Annotated in this window: 23 protein-coding genes, 1 tRNA gene and 1 pseudogene; 2 read left to right on the top strand and 23 right to left on the bottom strand. The window is 67.0% G+C overall.

Features of this window, described 5'->3' with window-relative positions:
- Positions 1-144 precede the first annotated feature (144 nt).
- The 3 genes from ACWHYQ_RS10320 to ACWHYQ_RS10310 all read right to left on the bottom strand — a co-directional run bounded on the left by ACWHYQ_RS10320 (position 145) and on the right by ACWHYQ_RS10310 (position 3,610).
- Positions 145-645, bottom strand: coding sequence for a hypothetical protein (locus tag ACWHYQ_RS10320; RefSeq protein WP_447972045.1), 501 nt, complete (start codon positions 643-645; stop codon positions 145-147).
- Positions 646-980: 335 nt separating this feature from the next.
- Positions 981-1,973 carry a hypothetical protein gene (locus tag ACWHYQ_RS10315; RefSeq protein WP_447972044.1) on the bottom strand — a complete coding sequence of 331 codons (993 nt, stop codon included), beginning with the start codon at positions 1,971-1,973 and terminating at the stop codon, positions 981-983.
- 98 nt (positions 1,974-2,071) lie between these two features.
- Entirely contained in the window at positions 2,072-3,610 is a 1,539-nt protein-coding gene (locus tag ACWHYQ_RS10310; protein ID WP_447972043.1) for a transglutaminase-like domain-containing protein, read from the bottom strand.
- Between the two features lie 164 nt (positions 3,611-3,774).
- Between ACWHYQ_RS10310 and ACWHYQ_RS10305 the strand changes: the two genes are divergently transcribed.
- The gene (locus tag ACWHYQ_RS10305) at positions 3,775-5,535 is read left to right on the top strand and encodes a glutamine--tRNA ligase/YqeY domain fusion protein (RefSeq protein WP_447972042.1); all 1,761 of its coding nucleotides are present in this window, start codon (positions 3,775-3,777) and stop codon (positions 5,533-5,535) included.
- A 5-nt stretch (positions 5,536-5,540) separates the two neighbouring features.
- Here the strand turns inward: ACWHYQ_RS10305 and ACWHYQ_RS10300 are convergent, their stop codons facing one another.
- From ACWHYQ_RS10300 to ACWHYQ_RS10225, 16 genes and pseudogenes are all read right to left on the bottom strand, one after another.
- Positions 5,541-6,104, bottom strand: coding sequence for a hemerythrin domain-containing protein (locus tag ACWHYQ_RS10300; protein ID WP_447972041.1), 564 nt, complete (start codon positions 6,102-6,104; stop codon positions 5,541-5,543).
- A gap of 175 nt (positions 6,105-6,279) precedes the next feature.
- Positions 6,280-6,990, bottom strand: coding sequence for a Crp/Fnr family transcriptional regulator (locus ACWHYQ_RS10295; protein WP_447972040.1), 711 nt, complete (start codon positions 6,988-6,990; stop codon positions 6,280-6,282).
- A gap of 285 nt (positions 6,991-7,275) precedes the next feature.
- Positions 7,276-7,814 (bottom strand): annotated as a pseudogene (locus ACWHYQ_RS10290) (formylglycine-generating enzyme family protein).
- A complete protein-coding gene (locus ACWHYQ_RS10285; protein ID WP_447972039.1) occupies positions 7,796-8,158 on the bottom strand; it encodes an SUMF1/EgtB/PvdO family nonheme iron enzyme in 363 nt (120 codons plus the stop codon). Before ACWHYQ_RS10285 ends, ACWHYQ_RS10290 begins: the two are co-directional and overlap by 19 nt.
- 97 nt (positions 8,159-8,255) lie before the next feature.
- Positions 8,256-9,191 carry a carboxypeptidase regulatory-like domain-containing protein gene (locus ACWHYQ_RS10280; protein ID WP_447972038.1) on the bottom strand — a complete coding sequence of 312 codons (936 nt, stop codon included), beginning with the start codon at positions 9,189-9,191 and terminating at the stop codon, positions 8,256-8,258.
- Between the two features lie 158 nt (positions 9,192-9,349).
- On the bottom strand, positions 9,350-14,290 hold the full coding sequence (locus ACWHYQ_RS10275) for a multicopper oxidase domain-containing protein (protein WP_447972037.1): 4,941 nt from the start codon (positions 14,288-14,290) through the stop codon (positions 9,350-9,352).
- A gap of 370 nt (positions 14,291-14,660) precedes the next feature.
- Complete coding sequence (locus ACWHYQ_RS10270; protein ID WP_447972036.1) at positions 14,661-14,990, bottom strand: hypothetical protein; 330 nt, start codon at positions 14,988-14,990, stop codon at positions 14,661-14,663.
- A gap of 55 nt (positions 14,991-15,045) precedes the next feature.
- Entirely contained in the window at positions 15,046-15,225 is a 180-nt protein-coding gene (locus ACWHYQ_RS10265) for a hypothetical protein (RefSeq protein WP_447972035.1), read from the bottom strand.
- Between the two features lie 114 nt (positions 15,226-15,339).
- Complete coding sequence (locus ACWHYQ_RS10260; protein WP_447972034.1) at positions 15,340-15,939, bottom strand: HD domain-containing protein; 600 nt, start codon at positions 15,937-15,939, stop codon at positions 15,340-15,342.
- A 32-nt stretch (positions 15,940-15,971) separates the two neighbouring features.
- Positions 15,972-16,916 (bottom strand): DUF4384 domain-containing protein, encoded by a 945-nt coding sequence (locus ACWHYQ_RS10255; RefSeq protein ID WP_447972033.1) that lies wholly within the window; start codon positions 16,914-16,916, stop codon positions 15,972-15,974.
- A gap of 99 nt (positions 16,917-17,015) precedes the next feature.
- Positions 17,016-17,522: a hypothetical protein gene (locus ACWHYQ_RS10250; protein ID WP_447972032.1), complete on the bottom strand. Its 507-nt coding sequence runs from the start codon at positions 17,520-17,522 to the stop codon at positions 17,016-17,018.
- A 29-nt stretch (positions 17,523-17,551) separates the two neighbouring features.
- Positions 17,552-19,954: a caspase family protein gene (locus tag ACWHYQ_RS10245; protein ID WP_447972031.1), complete on the bottom strand. Its 2,403-nt coding sequence runs from the start codon at positions 19,952-19,954 to the stop codon at positions 17,552-17,554.
- Positions 19,955-20,077: 123 nt separating this feature from the next.
- Positions 20,078-20,392, bottom strand: coding sequence for a hypothetical protein (locus ACWHYQ_RS10240; RefSeq protein ID WP_447972030.1), 315 nt, complete (start codon positions 20,390-20,392; stop codon positions 20,078-20,080).
- A 740-nt stretch (positions 20,393-21,132) separates the two neighbouring features.
- Positions 21,133-21,864, bottom strand: a complete 732-nt coding sequence (locus ACWHYQ_RS10235; RefSeq protein ID WP_447975550.1) for a S1C family serine protease — start codon at positions 21,862-21,864, stop codon at positions 21,133-21,135.
- A 43-nt stretch (positions 21,865-21,907) separates the two neighbouring features.
- The gene (locus tag ACWHYQ_RS10230; RefSeq protein WP_447972029.1) at positions 21,908-22,171 is read right to left on the bottom strand and encodes a hypothetical protein; all 264 of its coding nucleotides are present in this window, start codon (positions 22,169-22,171) and stop codon (positions 21,908-21,910) included.
- A gap of 440 nt (positions 22,172-22,611) precedes the next feature.
- A tRNA-Met gene (locus tag ACWHYQ_RS10225) sits at positions 22,612-22,688 on the bottom strand.
- Between the two features lie 301 nt (positions 22,689-22,989).
- On the opposite strand from ACWHYQ_RS10225, the gene ACWHYQ_RS10220 reads away from it, so the two are divergent.
- Positions 22,990-23,253 carry a Trm112 family protein gene (locus tag ACWHYQ_RS10220; RefSeq protein WP_447972028.1) on the top strand — a complete coding sequence of 88 codons (264 nt, stop codon included), beginning with the start codon at positions 22,990-22,992 and terminating at the stop codon, positions 23,251-23,253.
- A 60-nt stretch (positions 23,254-23,313) separates the two neighbouring features.
- Here ACWHYQ_RS10220 and ACWHYQ_RS10215 read toward each other — a convergent pair whose 3' ends face one another.
- From ACWHYQ_RS10215 to ACWHYQ_RS10200, 4 genes are all read right to left on the bottom strand, one after another.
- Entirely contained in the window at positions 23,314-23,598 is a 285-nt protein-coding gene (locus ACWHYQ_RS10215; RefSeq protein WP_447972027.1) for a cytoplasmic protein, read from the bottom strand.
- 45 nt (positions 23,599-23,643) lie between these two features.
- Entirely contained in the window at positions 23,644-23,889 is a 246-nt protein-coding gene (locus tag ACWHYQ_RS10210; RefSeq protein WP_447972026.1) for a hypothetical protein, read from the bottom strand.
- Positions 23,890-24,069: 180 nt separating this feature from the next.
- Entirely contained in the window at positions 24,070-24,438 is a 369-nt protein-coding gene (locus tag ACWHYQ_RS10205; protein WP_447972025.1) for a hypothetical protein, read from the bottom strand.
- 77 nt (positions 24,439-24,515) lie between these two features.
- A complete protein-coding gene (locus ACWHYQ_RS10200; RefSeq protein WP_447972024.1) occupies positions 24,516-24,845 on the bottom strand; it encodes a hypothetical protein in 330 nt (109 codons plus the stop codon).
- Positions 24,846-24,908: the final 63 nt, after the last annotated feature.

Here is a 24,908-nt window from a genome sequence, read left to right as displayed (position 1 = left end):
GAGCCTCCGCGCCCAAACACACGGACGGAAGGCCGCTCCCTCGGTCAACCGAGGACGGCCAGCCGCGGTGGTGAAGGCGGGAGGCGCCGCGACGGTCCGTTCGTCGCCTCCCGCGCCCACGGCCTGATGCGCCCCGCGACAAAGTCAGAACGACATCGAGGCCCGTTCCTGCATCTCGCGAAGAAACTCCTCGTACTGGCGCAGCGCCTCGGCCCCGTGGGCGCGGACGTGCCGGTCGCGGGCGTGGTACCGGTCCGGAGTCACCTGGTAGCACAGGTCCCATAAGGCGTCGGCCGCCCGGGCATCCACGCCGCCCACGCGGGCCTCCAGCATGACCATGTACTCATTGATGTGCTGGTAGGTGCGCCCATGGTCGCCGACCCGGTAGCTCTCGCGGGCTTCGACCAGCTTATTCAGATACGGCTGGAAGTCGCCCGTCAGAGCCCCCTTCTCCGACAACGCTTGATAGGTGACGACCTCCGCCATGAGCCGCTCAAGCCAGGTCGCAGGCTTCGTGGTTTCCGGCCCGTAGACCTCCGCCGGTGACTTCGCGCCACCCGCCAACGCCTGACCGCCGACGATCACGCCGGCCGACACCATTGCCAACAGCACCAAGCTCGTTGTACCTGCCCTTAGGTCTCGCATGCGCCAACCTCCTTCTTCCGGATCCTGCCTTGGATCGCCCGCACCGACTCGACCGCGAACCTGGCCAATGCAGGCTTGCTCGTTTGCTGACCAAGCGACGCTGGCACCTTCTAGCAACGCCTATGCCGCGTGGGCCTCAAGGCAGGAACGGCGTAAGTAGGCGTGAAATCAGGACTGTGATCCGAGAGTCGCTGGCAACCAGTCGTGGAGCCCCGCGGATCGTGAAATGGCACGGTGCGACCGTGCTGGGAAACGGGCGAGGAAGCCTTGCGGTCCCTGCCTCGGCGGGATCGGTCAGATGGATTGATCGGAATATAGAGGAAGTTTAATTCCTGTTACCGGTCTGGCGCCTGCCATGTCTTCAGCCGCGCCTGGTTGGCTTCGACGTCCACACCGGCCTCGACGAGCGCCTTCAGCACGGCGATCAATTCACCCGTGACACGGTCGCGGACGGCGGGCTGGCCGACCTCGCCGAAGATCCGGACCGCCTCTTCGTAGGCCGCCCGGGCCGCCTCCAGGTGCCTCGGCTTCTCGATACCTAGGTTGGCGAACAGCCGGTGGGTTGCGCCGAGGTTGGTTTGGGCCCGCGCGTACCCGACCCAGGCCCGCTGCTGGCGGCGCAGACGGACCGCCTCCTGCAGGTACAGCTCCGAGCGCCTGAGATTCCGTTCGGGCTCAATCCCGCGCTGGGCCATGACCTGATAGGTCAGCCCGAGGTTGTTGAGGGTCCCGGCGACGTTCTCCTGGTGGAGCAGCTTGCGCCAGAAGCGCAGGGCCCGCTGCAGGGCCTCTTCGGACTGGGCGAGGCGTTGCACGGGGAAGGGCCCCGTCTCCCCGATAAGCCGGTAGGTGAGCCCTAGGCTGTTCAGCACCGTCGCGAAGGCCGCCTCATTCCCGAAGTTCTCGAGCACCACGGCGGCCTCCTGCAGCACGTTGGCGGAATAGGCCAGGTTGATCTCCGGCTCCACGCCCGCTTCCGCCAACTGGCGCCGGGCGACGCCCAAGCTGCTGAGGATTTCTCCGTACAGAAGAGTGTGCGTGTCGCCTTCCAGGAGCGACTGGGCCTCGTCGTAGGCCGCGATCGCCTGCTGGAGGTTCTTCACCGGCTCGACGCCCTGTTCGGCCTGGCGCAGGAAGGCCAGCCCCTGACCGAGCTTCTCCTCCGCCGCCCGCCGCCGGGCGGCCTGCTCCTCGTCCAGCACCCCCGATCCGGCCGCCTCCTGCCCGACGAGGGAATGTCGCGGGCTGCTGGATCCAGCCGGTGCCATGGAGGCCATGGCGACGAGGCAGCACACCGAGACCGCCGCTGCCCACCGACGGGTCGTCATGCCTGTGTCCCACCCACCCGAGAGATGGCCCATGCTAAGCCGCGGGCGCCGACGCCGCCATCCCCCACTTCGACGGGATCGCCATTCGCCGGGCTAGCTCACGGGCCGGGCTCGACCGACTCGATCCGCAGCCGCACCTTGCCCACCACGTCCACGAGCGGCAGGAGATCGGCCGGGCGCTCGCCGTCAAGCAATTTAATGTGGGTTGCGTCCACGCCGACCTGCCCGAAGGTCGGGTCCACCGGCAGCCAGTCGGCGCCGACTCGGCTCTCGGCCCAGGTGTGGTAGAAGAAGCCTTCCAGCTCGGGCGAGTACACCAATCCGTTGGTGACGCGGGTCGGAATGCCGAGGCTGCGCGCAAACGCCGCGTAGAGGAGCGTCACGCCCTGGCATTCCGCCTTCCGCTGGTTGAGCACGTCCACCGAGGAGAAGACATCCACTGGCTCTTGCTCGATGTGCGTCCGGATCCAGTCCACCAGCCGGCCGATGCGCGGGACGGGCTCCGTCTGGTCGCCGACGATCTCCCACGCGAGCGCGCGGGTCCGCGGCTCGTCGCTCTGGATGGCAAGGGTCGCGGCGAGCGCGCGTGAGTCGTCCGCCTCTGACGCAGGGCCGGCCTGCCTCGCGGCCGCGGCGACGGCGGCTGGGTCGGCCCTGTGGAGCGCGCACGCGACCCGCTCCCCCCGCCGCTCGCAGCGCTGCCACTCGTCGGACGGCACGCGGAAGGACGGCGGGAGGCCCTCCAACACGACCCGCATCGCCCGCACCGTCCGGGGCGCGGGCAGGGCCACATTCGCGCGGACGCGGCTGTACTCGACCAGCGCGTCGCGCTTGTTCACGCTGGCGAGCGCCAGGTAGGCCTTGGCCCGCTGCTCGCTCTCCAGGGTGGAGAACAGGAGCCCGTGCCAGGCCCGCTCGAGCACCGGCTCGCCCCGCGCGTTGAGCCAGAGCTCCGTGGCCTGGCCGTCCATCGCGGTCTCGATCCGGTAGGCGCGGCCGTCGTAGAGATCGCTCTCCTGGTAGGCCGTGATCCGCTGCGTCACCCGGGCGACCTGGTGCTGCTGGCCATCGTAGACGAGGTAGGTGTAGGCGGCTCCGACCGCGAGCCCTCGCAGGGCGGGGTAGAGCGCGATGGCACTGGTCGGGTAGAGCGGCTCCGCCAGATCGAAGGCGTCCCGGCTCACCTTCCCGCCGGTCTCCCGCTCGACCTCTAGTCGGCCAGGCTCGACCCGGCCCGCGATCCGCATGGTCTGCCCGTCGAGGTTGTAGTCGTAGGCAAAGCGGAGCAGCCGGAGGTCCTCGGCGACCCAGTCCTGGGCCTTGAGCGTGACGTGCTTGGTGAGCCCGAGGAAGCGGAAGGCCAGCAGCGCCTCGGAGCGCAGCTCGTATCCGCCCGTGCCGCCCTCTGGGGGCCGCAGCGCGAGGTGGCTGAGGCCGATCTTCTCGCCGTTGAAGACGATCCCGGTCCAGTACTCGCGGTAGGGCCAGGCCTGGAGCGTATAGCGCGGCGCCTCCGGGGGTGCCGCGACTTCGCGGAAGTAGAGCCCCGCACAGCCGCCCAGCAAGGGCAGCAGCAGTGGCAGCAGGATCAGCCGACGCAGCGGATGGTGGGCGTCGCGCGCCCGGTGCCTCTCCATGTCGCACCTGCCCGGCACGAAGCCGACTCGCCGGTACCGAGAGTATACGTCATTTCCACGCAGAGCTGCGCCCCCGGTCACGGGCATTTCTCCGGGCGCCCGGACTGTGATACATATGGAGACCTGTCGGCCATGCAGCAAGCCGCGATGAGGGAGTCGGCGTCATGACGGCGGCCGGGGGCTCCGGTCAATCCGACAGCATCCGCACCAGCAGCATCCGCGCCGATCGCGCTCGGGCGGAACCCTGGCGCACGGATTTCATCCGCGCCATTGTCGCGCAGGACCGCCAGGCGGGCAAGCACGGCGGGCGCGTCGTGACCCGGTTTCCGCCGGAGCCGAACGGCTATCTCCACATTGGACACGCGAAGTCCATCTGCCTCAACTTCGGGATCGCGCACGAGTTCGGCGGGGTGTGCCACCTGCGGTTCGACGACACCAACCCGACGACGGAGGACCCGGAGTATGTCGAGGCGATCCAGGAGGACGTTCGCTGGCTGGGCTTCGACTGGGGCGACAAGCGGTTCTTCGCCTCGGACTACTTCGAGCGGCTGTACGAGTTCGCGGTCGAGCTGATCAAAAAGGGCAAGGCCTACGTGGACAGCCTGAGCGCCGACGAGATCCGTGCCTACCGCGGTACGTTGACCGAGCCGGGGAAAGACAGCCCCTATCGGACCCGCTCGGTCGCGGAGAACCTGGACCTGTTCGCCCGCATGCGCGCGGGCGAGTTCGCGGACGGGACCCACGTGCTGCGCGCCAAGATTGACATGGCCTCGCCGAACCTGAACCTGCGCGATCCGGTCCTCTACCGCATCCGGCACGTCGCCCACTACCGAACCGGGACGCAGTGGTGCCTCTACCCGACCTACGACTACGCCCATCCGCTGTCGGACGCGATCGAAGGGATCACCCACTCTATCTGCACGCTGGAGTTCGAGGACCACCGGCCCCTCTATGACTGGGTGCTCGACAACGTGGACGTGCCCTGCCATCCTCAACAAATCGAGTTCGCCCGGTTGAACCTCACCCACACGGTGATGAGCAAGCGCAAGCTGCTGGACCTCGTCCAGCGGGGCCACGTGACTGGCTGGGACGACCCCCGGCTGCCGACGCTCAAGGGTCTGCGCCGCCGGGGCTACACGCCGGAGGCGATCCGGGCCTTCTGCGAGCACATCGGGGTGGCCAAGCGCGACGCCGTCGTCGAGATGGCGCTGCTGGAGCATTTCGTCCGCGAGGACCTGAACCGCCGGGCCCCGCGGGTCATGGCAGTGCTCCGGCCGCTCCGGGTCGTGATCGAGAATTACCCCGCGGGCAAGACGGAGCAGCTCGAGGCGGTCAACAACCCCGAAGACCCGGCCATGGGGACACGAACGGTGCCCTTCTCCCGCGTGGTGTACATCGAACGGGACGACTTCCGGGAGGTGCCGCCGAAGAAGTTCTTCCGCCTGTCGCCCGGGCAGGAGGTGCGGCTCCGGTACGCCTACATCATCAAGTGCGTCGGGGTGGTCAAGGACGAGCGGTCGGGCGAGGTGGTCGAGCTGCGCTGCACCTACGATCCGGAGACGCGCAGCGGCGCCGCCGGGGAGGGCCGCAAGGTGAAGGGGACGCTCCACTGGGTGTCCGCCGCGCACGCGGTGTCGGCCGAGGTGCGGCTCTACGAGTCGCTCTTCCTCACGGCGAACCCCGGCGATGTGGCGGAAGGGGAGGACTATACGGCGGCGCTCAATCCGCGCTCGCTGGAGCGCCTGACCGGCTGCCTGGTCGAGCCGAGCTTGGCCGGGGCAGCGTCCGGAAGCCGCTACCAGTTCGAGCGACAGGGCTACTTCTGCGTGGACCCGGATTCGGCGGGCGGGACGCTCGTCTTCAACCGGACCGTGCCGCTGCGGGACTCCTGGGCCAAAATCGAGAAGGCCCAGCAGGCGGGCTAGCCTCCTCACACCTCCAGCATCCGGCGGCCAATCCGGTCTTGCTGCTCCGCGGTCAACCGCGCCGCCGCGAGCGTGAAGAGGATCCGCTCCTCCCAGGCGATATGCACGCGATAGCGACGCACGAAGCGCGCGACCCTCAGCGGGTCCATTCCCGTAGGCCCGTTCCGATGCCTCCCCTCGGCCTCGACGCGGCGCGCGATGCGCGCCGCGTCGGCCTTGAGCGCGCGGTGCTCCTCCGGCAGACTCTCGAATCCCTTGCCTCTGCGCCGGTCGCCATTCAGGGCGCGGCCCAAGGCCCGAATCAGTACCTCCTCGCGCCGAAAGTGCACGCGCACGCGGTCCGTGAAGAAGCGGAGCAGCTCGCGGAGCGTCTTGCGGTCCTGCCCGGCCAACTTGCGGCCGCCGGCGGCCAATGGCGCGGCGGCCACTTCGATCAGCCGAAGGCGCTCGAGGATGACCCCATGCTCGCGCGTCAGCAGGGCAACAGGATCAACCCCCTGGCCGCCGCGGCGGGGGCGCACAAGGGGCTGGCCGGCCACGCCCGGTTTCGCTAGGGAGCTCGTCAGCATCCGTGCATCCGTGTCCAGGCTGGACTGTACCGCTTGGCAGAGCCTGCGGCGCTGTCATGCGCCACCCCTGTCGCTGATTGATGTCAACGGGGAGGATGGGGCTTTCGGCCTACTCCGCGATGCGGAGCCGACCCGCTAAAGGAGGTCTGCACACAGGATCGAAGGGGAGCCTCGCTCAGAGCCGGGCGATGCGCACCAACCGGTCCCGGTTCAACAGGGTGATGGCGCGCCCGTCCACGGTGACGAGGCCCTCGGCGCGAAACGCGCCGAGCAGCCGGATCGCCGTCTCGACGGTCACGCCGGCCAGCTCCGCCAGCTCTTCACGCTTCAAGGCGATCGTCAGGGCGATCGAGTCGCCAGCCGGCTTTCCGAACCGCTCGGCCAGGTCGAGGAGCAGGGCGGCCAGGCGTTCCCGGGCAGTCTTGAACGTGAACCGATCGAGCTGGTCCATGTTGGCGCCCAACTCGTTCGAGAGAAGCTGGATCAGCTTGAGCGCCAGGTCGCCATTCCGCCGGACCAACGCCAGGTACGGTTCCTTTTCGATGAGGCAGATCTGGGACTGCTCCAGCGTCTCGCAAGTCACTTCATGCACAGCCCGCTCGCGAAAGGCGTGCTTCTCGATCAAGACACTGCCGTCCAGGATGCCGACGATCTGTCGCTGGCCCCGGGAGGACGAACGGGTGAGCTTGACCTTCCCTCGGCAGAGGAGATAGAACCCGAGGCAGGCGTGACCTTCGTAAAAGACCGTCTGGTGGGGCTCGTAGCTGAGTGTGCGCTTGCTCTTCTGGAACTCGGCCAACTCGCTTCCGGTTACGTCGCAGAGAACCGACACCCCGTGATGCGGGCACCTCTGACAATCCTCGATCAGGTCGGCTCGGCGTTTCATGGAGACCTGTGTTGAGGAATACGATCCCTGGTATGCAAACCAGGAACCAGCCCGCCGTGGTGCGATCGCAGCCCCATGCGTCTCGGCCAACCGATTGATTTTCCAACGCGAGAGGTCTGCCGCGGCCATCCGGCTGCACAGGCTGATCGGCGCATTCTGCCACGGGCCGGCTGGCGGACTGTGGCGAAACGCCCCGAGCGGGCGCGCCGGGCTCCCGAGGGCGTGAAGCGATCCCGCATCGCCTGTGTTGAAGGGGCATGCGAGCTTGTATTGCGTGCCGCCCGTTCAGGGTTCTGCCCCCACCACAAGCTGCGAGGTCCGATCGGGCGAGGCTCGCTCGCCGTCGCGCGCGCAGCGAAACCCAATGAGGGACGACCGGTGGGCCGGCGCGGCCGCGCCTCGTCCCGCAGACCGCGCCACCTCGGGGTCTTCGTTCCACGATCCCCCGCGAAACACGCGATCCGTTCCCTGGACCGGGCCCCTCGGGTTGGAGGTGGGCCCATGCCGGTAGTACTCCGGGTCGAACCAGTCTGCGACCCACTCCGCAACGTTCCCGGCCATCTGGTAGACGCCATAGGGGCTCACGCCCCGGTCATAGCGGTTCACGTCCGCGAGCGGCGGATACCGTATCCCTCGTTTTGAGCCAGGATGCGCGATATTGCTTCGGCTCCAGCCCGCCGGCTGGTTGCCCCAGGGATAGATCCGGCCGTCTGCCCCCGCGCCGCCTTCTCCCATTCGGCCTCGGTCGCAAGGCGCTTGCCGACCCATCGGCAGTAGGCGTCCGCCTCGTACCAGGTCACGCCGATCACTGGGTGCCAGGCCATCCGCTCCGGAAAGGGATCTCCCTTCCAGTAAGGCGGCCAGGAAGCGCCACCGGCCGGACGGACCGCAGGTAATGGACGTTGCTCACCTCGTACCGGTCAATATCGAAGCGCTCCAGATACACCTGGCGCTGCGGCTGCTCCTGTGGGCCGGCGTCCGGATCCTGACGGGGATCGCTGCCCATCAGAAACCAGCCCGCCGGAATCGCCACCATCCCTTCCGGCGCCTCCATGGCTGCGAGGCGCTCGACATCGATCGGTGGGGCCCAGGGATCCCGTGCTGGCACGTCGTGGTCGGCAGAAGCCGTCGCCGCCACCACCCAAAGCGCCACGGCTCCGATGATCACTTGCTGGCCTTGAGATCTGGTCCCCCACATGACAGGAGCCCGTCATTCATTCGGGGAGTCCGCTCCGTGGACGAAACACGGGTGACGGACGACGCCTTCAGTAGCTCTGCCGCTCCAGCGTCGGGACGATCTGGGACTGAGTGACCTCGGTGACGTTGTAGCGGACGTACGGGTTGTCGACCATCTGGTTCGCGTAGAGCCGTCCGGTCGGAGCCGGCACCGCGATCTCGAGCGTCGTCCGCCCCCTCGCTTCAATGGTGACGGTCTGCTCCACCATTCCGCCGATGTACGGATGCCAGACGACCACCTTGTATGTGCCAGGGGGAATGTCGCCGATGGTGAAGCGCCCTTCCCTGTCGCTGATCGCATAGTAAGGATTGTCCACGAGCAGCCCCCAGCTTTCCATGTAGGCGTGAAAGCCGCACTGCATGACGAAGACCCGCCGGCCCTTGGTCATGTTGACCGTCTGCGTCATGGGCTGCCCGGGCAGGTGCCGGTGATATTGCGCGTTGATGCCCTCCCGCGGATGGTGGGGATTCATCGGCAGGGGCACGTTGAACAGGACCCTCGGTCCGAGATGGGAGGTTTCGTAGGCTTGGATGTCGTGCATGGTCGGGTCCATGTTCACGACGGTGACCTCCTGCTTGTCGCGCACGAGCACGATGAAGGGCTTGAACGTGCAGTCAATCGCCTCAATTCGTGGCGTCTGAAACGCGAACGGCTTGCCCCGGTCAATGCCTTCGATAAAGACGACGACGTCGCGGAAGGCACCGCCGTCCCCCACGTTGAAGGGTTGCAGCAGGCGCCACCCCCGGCCGTCGGAGATCCGCCCGCAGTACACCGGATCGGGCAGCGTGGTGAGGTTGTATCCCTTGGGCTTGGGGACCTGCCCGACCAGGGTTACTGTGCCGGTGAGCGTGCCGCCGTCGCTCACGGTCACCTCTTCATATGCCAGCGCTGTCCCGGCGCCGAACGCGAACGCCGCCGCGGCGCCCGCGAGTATGCCGATGATGGTCGTCATCGTTGCTTTCATGCCGGCCTCCCTCGCAGTGAGCGAACAGCGTAGCGAATAGCTACGAGCACCACGCTCTGACGGCCTTCCGTTGGCTGTTAGCTGACAACTCAAACGACAGGGGGGAGCCCACCTGCTTCGGGTGGCTCCCCCGTCCTGCTGTCACGATCCGATCGACTTTACTTCATTGCAGTCGGGACAGCCTGGCCGCCCGCAGGCTGCCTCGGCTCCGTCCCCGCCCGCTTGGCGCCCGCCGGACCGCCGTTCAGCGGCAGGATCCGCTGATCGCCGACGGGCAGCACCCGGAAATAGCCCCACTGCCCGGACTGGGTATAGGGCAGCCGCTGGTTGGACCAGAGGTAGTCCCCGACCAATCGGAACGGCCCACCCGCGCCCTGGCGCAGGAACACGTCCAAGGTCTCCGAGCCGGAGAACTCGACGACGCTGATCATGTCGGCGCCCGGCATGTAGGGCTCGATCGGCCACTCGTGGCCTTCGACCGAGAACATGCCATTCTGCTCATTGTTCGCGCCGATCACGTGGATCCGGACCTGGTCACCCGCGTGCGCCTCGATCAACGGCGTCACGGGGTCCTCCGGCGCGTCCACCTGGCACGGGTGGAAGATCCGCCCGAGGCTGCAGCCCTGTTCCTCCCGGAACTTGTAGGGCTCCGCCCGGTAGTTCACCGCCGTCAGCCCCGCCACGTTCTGGACATAGGGCATGAAGCTGGTCCCGATGATGTTGTCCTCGTCCTGGAAGAAGAGGGCCACATCCCGGTAGTTCACCTTCCCTGCGTTCTCCGGCAAGCTCGTGTCCACGATCACGTCCGCGCGCCAGGCATTCTTCAACGAAAGATCCTCGCCGGTCACCGGATCGCGGTACTGCGAGCCCCGCGGCCCGACGATGATCGCCCCGAACAGCCCGTTGCGCGGGTTCACGATCACGTTCCCGCCGTCCCACACCAGGGATGTCGTCTCCTTATTGTCCGGATGCGCGTAGTAGGTGTACGTCCGGCTCTCGCCCGGGCCGATCGTCTGGTCGCCGGGATTGTTCCCGACGTTGAGGCCCTGGGAGTCTTTCGGATCGAAGGCCAGCCCCGGCGCGAAGAAGGACGCGCGGCTCGCTTTCATCCGGTTCTTCAGGTTGATCTTGATGCAATCCCCGAGGTTCACGCGGAGCGTGAGCGGGTTGGGCATGAGACCGCCCGCCACCTTCTGCGCTTCCTCCTCGAGGGCGAAGATCTTGCCCTCCGGGACCGTCATCTCGATCTTCCGCTCGAAGTCCACCTCGATCGCGTCCGGCGCCTTCGGGTTCAGCTTCAACGGGCGGTCCAGCGCCACCACGTTGAAGGTCTTCACCGGCGCGTCGGCCGGACAGACCGAGGAGGGCACCGGCGGGATCTCGCCCGTGCCCGTGCCGGCCGGGAGGCGCTTGAGGTCCGGCACCTCCTTGTCCAGCACGCGGACAATCCCCCAGCCTCCCTCGGCGAAGTGCGAGCTGCGGCCGTTGAAGTGGATGTAGTCGCCCGGCATCCCCTGGAACCCGCCCGCCTTGGTCACCAGATCGTACCGCTCGGCGATCCCGACATGGATCGAGTACTTCCGATTGGCGTCCCCGGCGTACCGTTCGGTCAGGAAGGTGTGTCCGGCGAGCGTCCAGACGTGCGACTCGTTCATGAGCTGGTGCAGTAGCCGGAACACCACCGTGTCCCCGACATACGCGCGCAGCATCGGCGTATCCGGGTCGCCGTGGACGGCGCTGCTGAACACCTTCGAGGCGTCCGGATTGTTGGCCAGCCGCTGCGCGAGGGGCTCGGCGCGGAAGTTGAAGCCGCTCCCCGTCGTGTGCGTCCCGCCGTTGAGGTAGGGGTTGGGCGACTTGAGGATCTTTTCCGGCATCGCGAACGACACCGTCTTGCCTGCCTCCAGGGCCACCTCGACCGGCTGGCCCGGGGGATTCCCCGCCTCCACGATGTTCACGGTGTGCGGCACCGTGTCGTGAATCGAGACCATCAGCTCCCGGAAGCTGCCGTTCACGCCATAGCCGATCGGTTCGGTCGTGTGGATGTCGGCGACCGGGCCGCTATAGAGGAGCTTGCCCGTCTTGGGGTCATGGTAGGTCGAGCCGTAGGGCTCGATGATCACGACGCCGAACCCGCCGTGCGGCCAGGTCGTGGCACCGAAGGCGTGGTCGTGCCAGAACACCGTTCCGAGGTCGGAGTCCACCCACCAGCGGTATCGGACGAACTCCACCGTGGCGATGTCGTGCTTCGGATGATCGTATTTCAAGGGCTGGTAGAACGTGATCGTGTTGCCCTTGATCTCTTTGATCCGCGCGACCTCCGAGCAGCTCACGTCCCGCGGGATCGCCGAGGACGTATCCTTGCTCGGCTGCAGGCAGTCCGCGCCCACCAGCAGCTCGGTGTTCACGTGGTACTGCGCCGCGTTCTTGACGGTGATGGCCTTGGCGCCCTTCTTCGCCGCCTCGGTCAGCACGGTGTTCATCGGCGCCGGCAGCCCGTGCTTGCCCTTCTTCTCGAGCATCGTAAAGGGCCGCATGGACTGCTCGTAGGACAGGCCGCTGATCACGCCGTCCGACGCTTGGTTGTCGAACTGCATGAAATGCGGATGGATGTTGATCTTCGACGACTGGAAGTTCGTGTAGTCGTCGTCGTCCCACTCGCTTGTCAGCAGCACGTCCACACAGTCGTACACGTTGGCGCGGATGACGGCCGGGTACTTCAGCTCATCGTTGGCCCGGATCGCCCGCTCCTCTTCGTGGATGACGTAGATCAGCCCATCCTTATCCGTGATGGCCGGCTCGTTCCCCTGCTTCTTCGCCAGCGTGATCGGCAGGCGGATGAAGTGCAGGTTGTAGAACTTCCGGTTCGCGTTGTCCGGGCAGAGGCTCCAACGGCCCTGCTCGCCGGGCGCGGCCGGTTCCGCCGTCCGCTCCCCTCCGCGCTCGTAATCCTGGTGGATCTGCTCGAGCCACGGCGCGCCGTTATGGTTCGGCGGGAACATCACCCGCTTGCCGAAATGGGGCTTGAGCAGCGGGAAGGCCACCTTGCCGGTCTTGGGGTCGAAAAGGATGGCCGGCCGGGTCCGGTCGTCCCACTTGGCGGCGGCGGGATACTTCGGGTTCGGCGTCGTGCTCTCGCGCTCGCCGAGGGCCCGGTTGCCGTCCCATTTCCAGTCCCACACGGTCGCGTCGTAGGCCAGGATCTGGCCCCGCTCGTCGTCCTTGTGGCCGGGCTTGCCCATGGTCGGCACCTGCATCTCGACCCAGTCCTTGATGTTGACGACGTTGGCCTTCCAGTCGGTCTTCTGGGTCCGGTCCACGATCTTGAAGGTTCGCCCGAACCAGTCCACCGTCTTGCCGACGAGCTGGTCGGAGGGCACGCCGGGCTTCATGCGGCCCGCCCGATCCGGCAGCTCGCGGAGGTCCGGCATGGTGTCCGTGTGGTACGCGCCGACCTGCAGCGTGTTGTAGGTCCTGGCGTAGCCCCACATGCCCGCCACGTAGTGGTGCGCCACGTGGCAGTGGAACAGGAAGTCGCCGGCGAGCTGCTGGCAGAGCCCGGACCCGCACTCGTTCTCCAGGTCGAGCGCCTCGGAGGGCCCGATCACTTCCACGTCCACGCGGTCCGTCTTGGTCCGGACCACCGGGTACTTCACCGGCGCGTCCTTGGCCGTCGCCCAGAGCTCCTGATCCACGGCCCGCGGGCTGCGCGGCCAGCGGATCGAGCCGCCGTGCGGATGGTGGGAGTGGAAGACCTCCGAGCCGCCGTGCACGATCCGCCACTTGACCGGATCGCCCAGGTAGGCCCGCGGAATCGTCGTCGGCGGGTCGCCGAACGTGTAGGCGCTGTACGCCAGCGACTCGTCCTCGAAGCCGAAGTACTCGTGCTGGAGATGCATCTCGTCAATGCCGAAGGGCTCGCTGCGGTAGTTGAGCGCGCGGCCGCCCGGCCGGTAGGCGTCGGTCAAGGGGTCGCGCTGCGGGAGGAAGTCTCCCTTCTTGTTCAGGGGCCGGAAGGCCTCGTCCCCAATCTCGTGATAGAAGATCACGTGCTCGCGGAAGTCGGGGCCCGAGCCGTTGTCAATCATCACCTGCCAGCCGCTCTTCACCTCGGGAGCCGGCCCGGTGCCCAGCGGATCCAAATACCGGGACCCCTTGGGCTCCACGACAAAGGCCCCGAACAGGCCCATCACGGTCAGCTCGCGATCGTTGCTGTAGGAGTGGAACTGCCGGACGCCCTCCTGGATGCCAGGATACAGGTACCATTCCAGCTCCACCGTCTTGCCCGGGTCGAGGACCGAGTCCGGGTTGGTCGTCGTCGCCGCCTTGCCCGTGGCGCTGACCACCATGCTGGCGCCGTGGATGTGGAGGCTCCCCGACTCGCTCTCCATCTGGTTCCGCAAAGTGATCTTGACGCAGTCGCCCTGGTTGGCCCGGATCACGAGCGGCTGAATCCAGTCCCCCTGGAGGCCCGTGCTGACGGCCCCCGGATCGAAGCCCTCCTTCTCCCGTGCCGCCTTGTTTCGGGCTTCCTCTGCCCGGACCCTGTCAATGTCCTCGGTCAGGACGTACATGTAGCCGGGATAGTAGTCGAGCCACCGGTTCAGGGTGATCTCCACGTTGATCATCGAGATGTCGTAGCGCTTCACCGGCGCGCTCGCCGGGCACTTGCCGCCGCCCACGGCCGTCGAGACCGGCTCCGCCTTGTTGTCCGATGCGAGCAGGAAGCTCGAGCCGTCCTGCCCCATGTACTGGTGCAGCATGGACGTGCTGTTAAAGCCGCCGGAGGTCCAGGTCGCCTGCGCCTGGTCCGCCATTTGCTGCTCCATCCGGCGCATCAGCCGGTGGTGCTGCAGCTCGACCTTTTCCGAACGGCCCGCTCGCCCCTCGATCGCCTCCTCGACCCTCGTCTGCCCCTTGAGGGCTTCCGCCCAGGTCGGCCCCGAGACCGGCGACGCGTGGTGTTCGTGGCCGCTTCCCCCGGGCCCGGCGGCAAAGGCCGTCGGCGACACCGCGAGGCTGCCGGCCAACACCGCCGCGTGCAGACCACTCGCCAGTCGCCCGGCGCGCCGGCTGCGGCGCTCATCCACCCATCTCATGGTAAGGCCTCCTTTCATCCCAACAGCAAACAGCCGGTAGCTACGAGCGCGTGCAGCGCACCCGCCGGCCTCTCTTGGCTATGAGCTATTCGCTGCTCGCTCTTCGCTCTGTGAGAACAAGGGCTGGTGGAAGGCCCCCCTCGCGGAGGGTGCGGGGTCGTCGGAGGCCGGTCCTAACTTCCCTTCCCTCCACCAGCGTCTTTGCCGTCAGCGTCTCCGGACTACCGCTCGTACGTCGAGACGGAAACCAAGACGTATGCGCTGAGGCTAGCGCACGGCCCGACGGAGCTGCCTTGACGAGCGCTTGATCGGAATATGATGGATGTCAGGATGGGAGATAGGGCTTTCGGCCCAGAGGCAAGGGAAAGGGCTACTCGTTGCAGGGCGGGCCGTAGGCAGCGATCAGGTCGGCGACGATCGCTTGGCGGGCCGTTGCGGACTCTTCAGGATGGATGCTGATGCAGTTGGCGCCCCGCATCTCGAAACAATTCGCCTTCCGGTGGGTCTCCAAGCTCTGCGAAAGATCGGCAGCCTCGCCGACGTAAATGTCCGCGTGCCAGCCGCCGCCCGGCTTGCCGGTCCGCTTGGTGAGGAAGTAGACGCCACCGATCGGCTGGAAGGTCGTCCCCAGCGGATAGGTCTCGAACCGGTACTGCTTGCCGGATCGGCCAGTGAAGGTCACTTCGCCAAACGTCTCCATCGCGCTCGCTCCGGGTTTGCCAAGCAAGACCCGGCCCGGGTTCTCCAGGTCTCCCTCACGGCTCGTCCTCTCGGATCGTCCCCCGTTCGGCCAGCCGCATGAAGCAGGCAGGGCAGAGATGGTGACCCGCTTCCCGCGAGGAATAGAACACCACGAGCGGTCTGGTCCCGCAGGCTGCACAGGCGACGCGCGGCGGCCAGTTTCCCTCTCGATCGCACAGGACGCGGCAGGTCACGAGGCTCCTTTGGCCACAGTCAACCGCGGCAGGATAGCCCAATCGGGTGATCTTGTCATCTGGGGAACGGGGAGCTGGCGCCGGCGAAGGCCGCGGGGCACGGCCGGAGAAATCTCACGCCCCGGCGAGCCGCTCCAGGTCGGCGACGGCGCGCTCGAGTTCCTCGATAAGCTGCTCCAGGCGCTTCACCGCCTCCCGGTCCTGCTCGGCAAGCCCGTGACGCAGCGCCTGGATCAGGCCGCGGAAGTACCACAGTTGGTCGGAAGGTCCCGCTCTGAAGCGGCTCCAGACGCCCCGGCCGTCGCGCCGCAGATCCGTCACGATCGCTCGCGCGTTGTGCAGCTTGTCAGCGGCCGACACGAGCTTGACGTGCGGCGGGGCGTCCCGGAGGTGGGCTAGGTACCGCTGTTTGCGCTCCTTCCATGGCGGCTTCGGAACCGTGTCCGCGTCCGTGCAGCCCGCCACGATCTCGGCAACCCGCTCCCCGAACTGCTCCCGGATCTGCTCCACCGTGATCTTGTCGCCCTGATCTTCGATGGCATCATGGAGCAGGGCCGCGATGATCTGGTCTTCGGTGCCCCCATGCTCACCCACGATCGCCGCCACCGCCCATAAATGGGTCACATAGGGGATGTCGGTCCCCTTCCGCCGCTGCCCGTGGTGTAGGTCCATCGCGAGCTTCAGCGCGTCCAGCGTCCGACTTGAATAGCCCATGGCTCCCCCCGCCCCGCGCGTGGACACCAACCTTATTGCACACACTTCCCAAGCACTGTCACCCCTCGGGCCTGCGCCAGCGTGCAGGTCAACTCGTTGGCCGCTCGGCTGGCCGTGGTCAGGCCAACCGAGGCTTCGGCCCACTGGGGAGTGCGTCCGGTGACCTTGAGGTCTCGGGTGGTCGACGCCAGCCCGTCCAGGTAGCGGCGGCCGTCATCCACGTTCCGCGAGGCGGTCAGGGCTGCATCGAAGGGCTGCGTGCTCACGATCACCTTGATCGCCTCCGCGCCGAAGGGCTTCTGGATGATAAAGGTCTCCCGATCCCCGCCGCCGAACGTATAGACCTGCCCGGCGCGAATGAAGGCGTCCCCCCGATGAATGTTCGGCACGAGATGCACCACGTTGCCGTCCGCGACATAGTAGTCCAGCTTCAGGTAGCCGTCCCGCTCCGACTGCACCGACACGATCAAGCGTTCTCCTTCCAAGAACCGCCCATCCGGCTTGTTGGTCCACACCCGCACGGCGAAGGAGGGGCGCCCCGGCAGGAGCGGCGCCTGGGCGGCCTCGGCCATTTCCTTGGCCTTGACCTTCTGCCGGAGCAGCTCCTCCACCTCGGCCGGGCTGACCTTGGCCGTGATCGTGAGGCAGATCCTCCGGCCCTGCTCTTCCTCCTTCTCGATCTGCACGTCCCGCAGGACCGCGGCGCTGGCGGAGTGAACGAGATCCTCCTGGGTCACATGGTTCTTCACGGTCGTCGCCGCCTGGACGAAGACCCGATAGCTCTCCACCGCCTCCCGCCGGGCCAAGGCTTGAGCGGTGCGTCTCGCCTTGTCGGGCGTCTCCTCATCTCCATAGGTGTAGCACCCGGTTCCGCGCACCGTCTCCAGCGGCTCTCCTTGCACCGCGGGCGCTAGAAGTGCCGACACGACGACCAGCAGCGCGACGAGCGCCAGCCAGCTCTCACGGGATCTCCGCATAGCAGCCTCTCTTCGATTGTGCAACGCCGATGGCGCGACCCTGCCACCGGCTCTTGCCACGGTGGACATATCGCCTGCTCGCCCCAGGGTGGGCGCCAGTTAGCGGACAGGCCCGGGGGAGTCCTTCGCCAGCCGCACAGGCTGGTCCACGAGGAAGACGAACTCGCCCGCGTCCGCCCCAAGCCGCCACAAGGCCGGCCGTTGCTCACGCCTGTGGACCTGCGCCGCGTCGAACACGCGCCGGTCGAGGAACGCGTACAACTCGGACACCGGAATGACGCCGTCACCGTTGAGATCGGCCGCGCCGACCTCCAGCGCGTCCTGCTCGGCGAATCGTTGGGCCGGCACGCCAGGCGCCTTGGCATACCGGTTGATCCCGATGACGACAGCCCAGGAGCGTCCGGGACAGGGCACCCCCACCACTACCGGCGGCGCCTGGACCGCCCGTTGCTTGCGCGCCCCCTCTGCCGCTCGCTGCCTTTGCTCCTCCTCGCGCGATGTGTCCGGATTAATCGTCAGTCCCCCGGATACGGAGCCCGCGAGCGCCCAGAGGCCACAAAGGGCGAGGAGCCAGGCCGTGACCCAACGGAAGCTCATCCCACGCATCGCGGCTCCCGGGACAGAAGGGGCCACCGTCATTGCCCCCGCGCGACGCTGCGGAGCGTCACGCGCTGGATGGACCAGGCCGACGGCGCCGCCAGGGGCTTCCCTCCCCGCGTGGTCGTCCCGATGCTCTCGATCAGCCGGCCCAGCTCATTGTCCGGGCCCCTGGCACCGCCCCTGGTCCGGACGCCCTCGGCGTCGAGGACATCCGGGTCCGGGAGCGCCTCCTTCGTCGCCAGCAGGATGTAGGTGTCGGTGCCGAAGGGCTCGGTGATTTGGAGCAGCTCGCCGGGCCCGAGCGGAATCTCCTCGCCCGGCACCTTCACGTCAAAGGGAACGCGGTTGCCGACGTTGCCCGCCCCCTTTTCCGGGAAGAGCAGCGTGCTCTGGCCATGCGTATCAATGACGAACACGTACACGTACCGGCGCTCGACGCCCCGCCCGCGCAGCGCCTCCCGGAGCCGATCCGGCTCAGCCTGGAGCACCAGCCCGTATACCTCCTCCCCCTGGAGGTCCTCCTGGCCGACGATCCGGCCGGTGCGGGCGTGCCGGAGGGCGAGGTGATAGGGAAAGCGCTCGTCCTCGGCGCTCCCCTTGAGGGTCAGCCAGCCTTGCAGGCGGCTCAACCGCGCGGTCTGGCGTTTCAGCTCCGCCGCGAGTTGCGCGGCCGGCTCGCCCGCCGCCCCCTGGTCCGGCGCCACCCAGTCCGTCCGGATGGGCATCGGGAACTGCCGCGGCACGTCGGTCTCCGTGACGTTCTTCAGGCTCCAGGCATATTCCACCCTGCCGTCGCGGCTGTGTCCGACCAGGAGATAGTCCGCCTCCTCCGGAGCGGCGGCCATCTGCACGGCCCCGGCGGCGGGATCGCCGCTTGGGTCGAGGGCCGCGGCCAGGGCCAGCCAGGGCGGCAGGTTGAGAAACAGCTCCGCTTTCTTGCCATCCCCCGGCCTCAGCCTCTCGAGCACCAGGGCCGCGGTCGGCGATTTGCCCAGCCCCTTACGCTCGCCGCCGGAAGACGACAGCATCCATTCCGTGCCGCTCCAGAACAGGACATGCGTCGGCGACTGCTTCCAAGGGTCTTCGACCCACGTCACCCGGGGCGAACCCCGGAGCCCGCTCAGCTCCCTGGCCACCCGGGTCAGGCCGGCGAGGTCGTCGAGGGCCGGGGCCAGCCAGAGCCGGAGTAGCCCGGGCGACTCCACGCCCCATTTCTCCAGCTCGAAGCTATCGCCAGGCCGGATCTCGCCCCCAGCACCGCCTACCAGCTCGGCCTCGCTCCGCCCGACGTCGGTGACCCGGGTGACGCGGACCCGGACCGGCTTGGCCGGCGGGGCGCCGAGCTTCCGCAGCTCGCTGCCGGCCGTCAGCCCGACGGCCCAGCCGGCCTGCAGCTCGACCTTCTGCTCGTCCAGCTTCTTGATGACGCTCACGACGAGCCTGCCCCCGCCCGCCTCGGCGTCGCCGCCGAAGAGCGCCTGCGCCCGCCGCGCCTCCGTGCCCTCCAGCACCGGCTGCTGGAGCTTGTGGTCCGCCTTCAGCAGCGCGCTGACGCGGGAGAAGATCTGCTTGGCGGGCGCGTGCGGCGAGACCGTGGCGAGGGTCCGCAGCAGCGCGAGCGTGAAGGCGCCATGGCGGATCTTGTGCTCATCCATTGCCTCGAGCGCGGACTCGTCTTCCTGGGCGGCGGAGACAAACAGGGCCCCTGGCCGCTTCTCCGGGGGGCCCTCCGCCTCGGTGAAGGGCGGCGGCTCGGGCCCGATCAGCTCGGCCACGTCCCGCTCGTCCTCGGGCCCCACCCGGGACTTCTCCAGAACCGGCGTCGGTCCTCTCGACAGGGACCCGCTGTGGCAACTGTCGAAGATCGCCGTGAGCACCACTCCCTTGTTCAGCGCCTGCGTGTAGAGGCGGGCCAGCTCCTTGTCTCGGATATCCATCACGCCGGTCTTGAAGTCGGCCGGGACGATGGTCTCGTCCCTCCCGTCCGCTTCCCCCGAACGCGAGTTCCTGATCCGGGATCCGTGGCCCGCGTAGAAGAAGACCAGCCGATCGCCGGGCTTGGCCGGCTCGATGAGGTGCGACTGGAAGGCGCCGAGGATCCGCTCGCGCGTCGCCGCCTCGTTCTCGAGCAGCAGGATGTTCTCGGGAGGGAACCCGTTCCGCTGGATGAGGATCTCGCGCATAGCGCGGGCGTCGTTCACGGCGCCGTCCAGATCGGTCCAGCTCCCCCGCGAGATGCGCGTCGCCTTGGAGAAGCCGCTCTCCTTGGCTCCCGCTCCGCCGAACGTCCCGAATTGCAGTTGCGGCGTTCCCGACGACCCGTACTTGTTGATGCCGACGAGCAACGCCCGCCGGGATTCCGCCCGGCCCTCCGCCCAGAACGCCATGATGAGCCCGAGCACGGTCAGACAGGTTGCCAAGGCCTTCTTGATCAGCATGGGACTCGCTCCTTGCGGCCGAAGCGTCCTCCCCTTTGATGTGCCGCTTCTGCCGAACGTGTTACGGTTTGGCGTCTGGCCGCTCCGGAGCAGCCCCAACCGTCCCAGTCGTGGCCCTCGGCTTCACAGGATCGGGGGGAACCGGCCCCGAAAGCTTTCGAGCGGATCGAGCGCGGCGACTTTATCCATCCATGCGCGGACCGCCGCGTCGAGCGGCCCCGACTCGGTCGTCGTCTCCCGGCTCTTGGCCGCTTCGAGCAGCCGGGTCTCGAGTCCCTGAGCCTCGTCGTGCAGCTCGGTGATATCGCGGACGCGCTCGTCGAAGTCGGCCTCGGCCATGGCACCGACGGCGTCGCGCCGGCAGACCTCCACGTACCGAGCGACCAGCACTTCGACAGCCTGATCCCAGGCATGGCCGGGCTGCTGAGCTCGAGTCACGACCGGCCCCGTGGCAAAGGGTGGCAAAGGAGAATCGCCCGACCATCACTCGCACCACAGTCCAAGCCTCGTCGCGGGATTCAGAGAGCTGACAGTCGGGCGTCTCTTGGGAAAGCTCGCCGGCGACCGCATGCGGCGGAACGAGGGCATGGCCGACCCCGCAGAGCCACAAGCAGATCAGGAGGCCCCAGGTCCGGCCACGAGGTTTCCCTCGGGCTGTACGACCACCGCTCAGACAGCTTCGCTCCACGAAGGCTTTCCTGCCGGCTGCAGGCCGCGACCGCGAGGCGCGGCTCATCGAGTCTGGAAACCGTCCAGCCGGCGCTAATAGAACAGGGTGTGCCCCAGAGTTCCCTCGTTGTCGGAGAACGTCTGGGAGATCGGCGCGAGCACCCGTCGAACTCGCCGACCAAGGCAAGGACCCCGTTCACGCTTTGCAGCCGGATGGCCGTCCCCAGGTCCTCCAGATTGTCTACGCGCCACACGCGGTCCTCGCTGTTGTTCGAGAGAGGTCCGACCGCGATGATCCTCAGCCGGCTGATCGCCTTCTTGTCCGCCTTGGCACGCTTCCCTTCTGCCGGACAGACGTGCTGTTCAATCTCCCAGAGTTGGGGAAACTCGACGACTACGCCGTCCGTTTCGCCGACGTTCCCGGTGACGCGCACCCGGCCTACGGATTCCAGCAGCCCCGCCCCGATCCTCGCCTGGGCCTCCGGGCTCAGCTCGCCCGACGGGGACTGTCACCTCCTGTGCGGCGTCTCCCTTGGCCAGTTCCAGCGTGTCACTGGCTGGCCGGTCCGGACTTCCGCCAGGGCGCCCCACGCGTCGTCAATCGTCCGGACCGGCACGCCCCGCACTTTGCGGATCACGGCCCCCGCCGCACCGGCGGGTGCCTCGCCAGCCGGGGTGCCGGAAAGGACCGCCGCCAGCATCGGCGCCCCCACGGGCCGGCGCGGGCCGCATTGACCACCGGTCTTCTCGTCGCAGGCCTTCTCGTATTCCTGGACGATCTGGACCCACCAGTAGGCCCGTTTCACGCGCCCGTCGTTCGCCAGCAGATCGTCCACCACCTTGAGGACGCGCGGCGCCTTGATCGCGAACGACAGGCGCATCTGGATCGAGCCGCGCGTGTTGACCCCGACCACCTTGCCCTTCTGATCCACTAGGGGGCCTCCGCTGTTGCCCGGCAGGATCGCCGCCGTGGTTTGGAGGTAGCCGAAGTTCTGGTTGGTTCCCTCGAGCATCCGGTTCTTCCCGCTCACGATCCCCTGGGTGACGGTATAGGGAAACGCGCCCAGCGGATTGCCGATGGCGTACACCGATTCCCCCAGCCGGACGGGACGCATCCGGAATTTCATGACCCGGAGCTCGGCTCCGGGCCTGTCGAGGAACTCCAGGACCGCCAGGTCGTAATAGACGTCGCCGCCGATGACTCTCACCCGATAGGCCGACCGATTAACGCTGTAAGCGATGAGCGGCTCTCCATCCGGCGGCGCCTGGTCTACGACGTGGTAGTTAGTAACCCACGTACTTTTTGCCGTTCCGCTCGATGACGAAGCCGGAACCGACGCTTTCGGCGCCGCTCAGGTCCAGCGCCTGTTGGTACGCCAGTTCGGCCGAGGGCTCGGCCTCGCCCCTGGGCTTGGCGAGTGGCAACGCCTCTTTCACCGCCACCGTGACGATGCCCGGCAACGCCTTTTCCAACATATCGGGAGCCGATTGGGAAACCGCCGCCGGCCCCAGCAGCAGCGCGGCGGCGAGCGTCGCGATGGTTCTCATGATTGGCCCTCCGTGGTGTGGGGATCGCCTCTGCCAGCGAGGGCATGGAGCCCCCAGCGCGGCTGACTCTAGCGCCTCTTGGCCGCCCTGTCTATACGCCATCCGGCGTACGTACCTACTCTAGGCTGAACGTCCACCACCGGAACGGCCCGAGGGAAGAGAACCGTGGCTTGCGGCACCGGCACGAGGCTCACCGCACCGACGACGACGCTCCGAGCCAATCGCCAGACAGCGGAGCCGCGCCTATGATAGGCCAGTTGGGCAATCGAGGCACGCGGCACGCCGATTAATGTAGCCAGCTCCTAGGAGCAGTTGCGGCTGGCTTGGCGCCGATGCAGGCGGGCATACGACACGGGCTAGCGCCTAGCGGCGAAGCGCCCAGACACAACGGCGCGGGCTCCCGGCGGGAGCCCGCGCCTGTACCGAGGACCTAATGAGGCTGGTTGCGGGGGGAGGATTTGAACCTCCGACCTTTGGGTTATGAGCCCAACGAGCTACCGGACTGCTCCACCCCGCAGGCAGATGGTAGCAGAGGCCGGCGCGGCGCGTCAAGGCCGCCGGGACCCTGCTCCTGCCCGATGAGCACCTAAGTATGTCCTCCTATCATGGTAGGAGACCATCTTGGGAGGAAAGCGGGGCTGGCGTGACCGAAGCCTGGTCGAGTCCAATCGGGCCCGGTCAGGTGTCCCGGTGGGACAAGTGCACGCTCCTAACCGGAGCGCTCTTGATCTTGCCCCCGGATTCCGGTACCCTGGACGTTGGTCCCGCACCCCCGGTAGGGTACAACTCACCGACGCTTCCGAGAGGAGTTCCAGGCGATGGTCAACGTGGACAAGGAGCTGCTGGCGATCCTGTGCTGCCCCGACACGAAGCAGGACGTCTCCCTGGCCGATGAGTCCCTCATCGCTAAGCTGAACGAACGCATCGCTCGGGGAGACCTGAAGAACAAGGCTGGACAGCCGGTCACCGAGAAGCTCGACGGCGGCCTGATCCGGGCCGACCGGAAGATCCTTTACCCGATCCGGGAAGACATCCCGGTCATGCTCATCGAGGAGGGCATCCCGCTCGAAGGGCTGGCCTAGCAAGCTCGCTGCGAGCAGCCTTCAGTCATAAGCTACCCGCTACTGGCTATCAGCTTCCAGCTAGGGAAGGTACAGGCGTACGTCGGACCGATAGGTGTCGGTCTTGGAGCCCGTCGAGGTCCCGCACTGGATGCAGAGATATTCGTAGAGATTGCCGGTAGGGAGGACCAGCAGGAGCCGCTCGCGCGTCGGCGTCGCCTGTCGGCATTTCGGGCAATAGAGCAGCGAGGCGTGGAAGGACCCGAACTGGTCTTCCGCCTGCTCCTGCTCCCGGGTGAACGCCTCGGACGGACGCGCGGGACGCTGTCCGCGGCGAAACCCGCCCTGGGCCGGCTGTCTGGCCAATTCTCGCTCCCTCGGATGAAACGCAGACATAATGCCCTTGCCCACTTACCAGCCGGGGTCTTCTTGCTCCCGCTTCCCTCTTCCCCGCAACACCCACATGAGGGATCGGAGCCCCTGCACCGCCACATAGAGGGAGAGCCCTACCAGAAGCCCGTATCCGCCTGCATCACTCCAAGGCCAACGCTCCGGCGTGTGCAGGATCAGCCCGAGGACGACATGCCCGCCTAATCCCACACAAAGGGCGAAGATGATCCATTCACGGATGACCGTCGTCCTCCGGGATTGCTCCATCACTCCTGCCTAGGTCCGTGCGACCGGCTGCCAGCGCGACCGTCGCCGTAAACCAACCGTCAGAGCACGCCTCCCCGACCACCGGAACGCTACGGAGCCAACCGCGGTCGGGCACAAGCCCGACCGCGCGATGTCGGCCCCTGCACGCCCAACCGGTCCTCCCTCGTCTGGGGGTTCAGGTCAGACCGAGCTCTTCGAGGACTCGATCTCCGTCGCGGTGATCAGGCTGGTAAGGTATTGAGACACAAAGGTGAGCGCCTCTTCCCTGCCATCCGCCCGCCGGCCCTTCTCCCGCCGCTGCACGGACAGCTCATGCTCGAGGTCAGACTTCACTTCGCTGAGGACCCGCTGAAGCGACGAAGGGGTGAGGTTCGCGTCCATGTCTTCCAGCTCTTGGCACCGATCCAGCACCCAGTTGAGTCCTTCGATCCTTCCCGCGTAGTTCTCCTGGTCGGCTGTGTCCAGGCGCGCCATAGTGGTTGCAAAGGTCTGAGCCTCATAGATGAGGTTGTAGAAGCTTGTCACTGCCCGTTGCAAGGTCGGATTCATACCGTTCCTCTCACTTGGTAACAATTGACCTCATTGTATACTCGAAACGGGCCGAGAACAAGCGGTTTTTTGGCGAGTTAGGTAAAGAGGAGGGCGTGGAATTCGGCCATGAAGCCGTAGTAGAGAGGAGCGAAGTCCTTGAGACTCTCTGGGCTCGTTTCCTTTAGTCGCTTGAAAAAGAACACCTGATGCCGGGGGTCGAGCTGCTGGAGCAATTCTCCGAGTTTGCCCATGGTATAGCTGCCGGCCGGCACACTCAACACATAGTGGACGAGTCGCTCGACGAACTGCTCGGCAACATAGTCGCTCGTAATATACCCCTCAGGCAATTTACCGCTTTGGAGGAACTCGTGGAAGGGAATTGCCTGGGCAGCGAAGGGGACGGCAGTGGGCGGTGGCGTCGTCATCCTCTTCTCCGGACCGGCAGCCCGACGGCCTGCAATTCGGACACTCTACCGAAGGCTCAACCG

The organism is Nitrospira sp. Kam-Ns4a, from assembly GCF_965152595.1.
Note: the sequence above shows the minus strand (reverse complement) of the source record. Positions and strands in the feature narration are given on the sequence as shown.